The following is a 1750-nucleotide window of genomic DNA, read 5'->3' as shown; positions in this document are numbered from 1 at the left end:
CCTGCGGACATCACGAGCGTCTCTGGAAAGTGGTCCCCGATATACGATTCCGGATCGTTCGGATCGTCCTGACCCGCAACGATCAGGTCCGCACATCTTCCAAGGCGCGATACCTCGGTGTTTGCGTGTCCTTCTACGTCGACCCATTGGCCCGGCACACCCGCGCGGGCCAGTTCCGCATGAAAGAGTCGTTCGAGCGAACCGTGCCGCGCGCTGCGGATCGCATCATGCTTTTCAAAGTACTCGGCTGAACCGGCCATCACATAGAACGAGCGCGGCTCAGGGGTGAAAACCGCGTAGGCCCCCGTCAGATGTGCGCCAAAGCGCTTCGCGAGGCGCAGGGCGAATTCGAGGCGCGGATGCGCGCGCTCGCTCGCGTCAAGGTGAACAACGATGCTTTTGTAGCTCATTGAGGTGGCTCCGGTTGTCGAACAGCGCTTAAGTGTTTTCCTCGGTTCGAGTCTAGGGGCCGCGACGCGGTGTCCGTTGACGCAGATCAAGCAGTCTGCAGCTTGCAGGCGTCGTACGTTCCGATTGATACAGGTCAACAAGTGCGCGAGCACGGCGCATACATTGAGACTCTGCGAGCCCGGCCGTCGCCCGGCCGATCTACCCCGACCGAAAAGGAGTTGGACATGGAGATTGAATTTCACGACCCGTTCGACATCTGCCGCACAAACTTGCGACTAGCCTTGCGTTTTGGCTCGCTCGCGCAGGAGTGGCGGCAACATGTCTGTACGCTGCAAGTACGGCGGATCGAACGCGATAAGGAAGCGCTCGAAAGCGAGCGCGAAGCCCTGGCTCGCGCAAGAGACTGGGGTGAGTTCAATACCGCGACGCAAACGGTCATGCGCGAGTACTTCGCTGCGACAGTGAGCCTTTGGCAGGAAGGCGTGGGGGTAGCGATGCGCAATCAAACGGTCGTTGGCGAAGCGTTCGCCGATATCCTGAAGGATTGGCAGTCGGCGTGGACCGGCGGCTATGCGAAACCGGCGAGCGGCGCCTCGGCCGCCATCCCTGACTGGGTCAACGGATTCACGCTCGCCATGCGGGCGGCACAGCAAGCGGCGGGCGCACCTACCGCTCCCGCACAGGGCGCGAAAGGAGACCATCATGCCGTCTAGGCGCGTCGCCCTGGTGACAGGCGGGACGGGCGGCCTTGGCGCGGCGGTCAGCCGGCGGCTGCATGACGCTGGGATGACAGTGGTAGTGACACATTCGCAACGCAATGATCACGTTGCAACGTGGCTCGCGCAGGAGAGCGATAATGGCCGTCAATTTTACGCACAAGTGGTCGATGTCGCGGACTTCGACTCCTGTGCCGAATGCGCTCAACGCGTGCTCAACGATGTCGGCATTGTCGATGTGCTTGTCAACAATGCGGGAATCGCTCGCGATGCGAGGTTCGTCAACATGACAAAGGCGAATTGGGATGCCGTCCTGCGCACGGATCTGGACTCGCTCTTCAATATGACCAAGCCGATTATTGCCCGAATGGTCGAGCGTGGTTTCGGGCGTATCGTCAATATTGGCTCGGTGAACGGCTCGCGCGGCGCGTTCGGCCAGACGAATTATGCGGCGGCCAAAGCGGGCATCCACGGCTTCACCAAATCGCTTGCGCTCGAAGTTGCCAAGCATGGCGTGACGGTCAACACGGTGTCGCCCGGCTACCTTGCGACCGCAATGATCGAATCGGTGCCGCAGGACGTGATGCGTGACAAGATCCTGCCACAGATTCCCATCGGCCGGC

At 61.1% G+C, this 1750-nt stretch carries 3 protein-coding genes; 2 read left to right on the top strand and 1 reads right to left on the bottom strand.

Features of this window, described 5'->3' with window-relative positions:
- On the bottom strand, positions 1-410 hold a 410-nt coding region (locus tag AWB67_RS37255), incomplete at its 3' end, for a universal stress protein (RefSeq protein ID WP_159965153.1).
- Positions 411-512: 102 nt separating this feature from the next.
- On the opposite strand from AWB67_RS37255, the gene AWB67_RS37250 reads away from it, so the two are divergent.
- Both AWB67_RS37250 and AWB67_RS37245 read left to right on the top strand, forming a co-directional pair.
- Positions 513-1124 carry a hypothetical protein gene (locus tag AWB67_RS37250; RefSeq protein WP_125474223.1) on the top strand — a complete coding sequence of 204 codons (612 nt, stop codon included), beginning with the start codon at positions 513-515 and terminating at the stop codon, positions 1122-1124.
- The coding region (locus tag AWB67_RS37245) for an SDR family NAD(P)-dependent oxidoreductase (RefSeq protein WP_087660792.1) at positions 1114-1750 on the top strand (637 nt) is incomplete at its 3' end. The genes AWB67_RS37250 and AWB67_RS37245, both read left to right, overlap by 11 nt.

Source organism: Caballeronia terrestris (genome assembly GCF_001544515.1).
Lineage (GTDB): Bacteria > Pseudomonadota > Gammaproteobacteria > Burkholderiales > Burkholderiaceae > Caballeronia > Caballeronia terrestris.
This window is presented reverse-complemented; position numbering and strand designations above follow the sequence as displayed.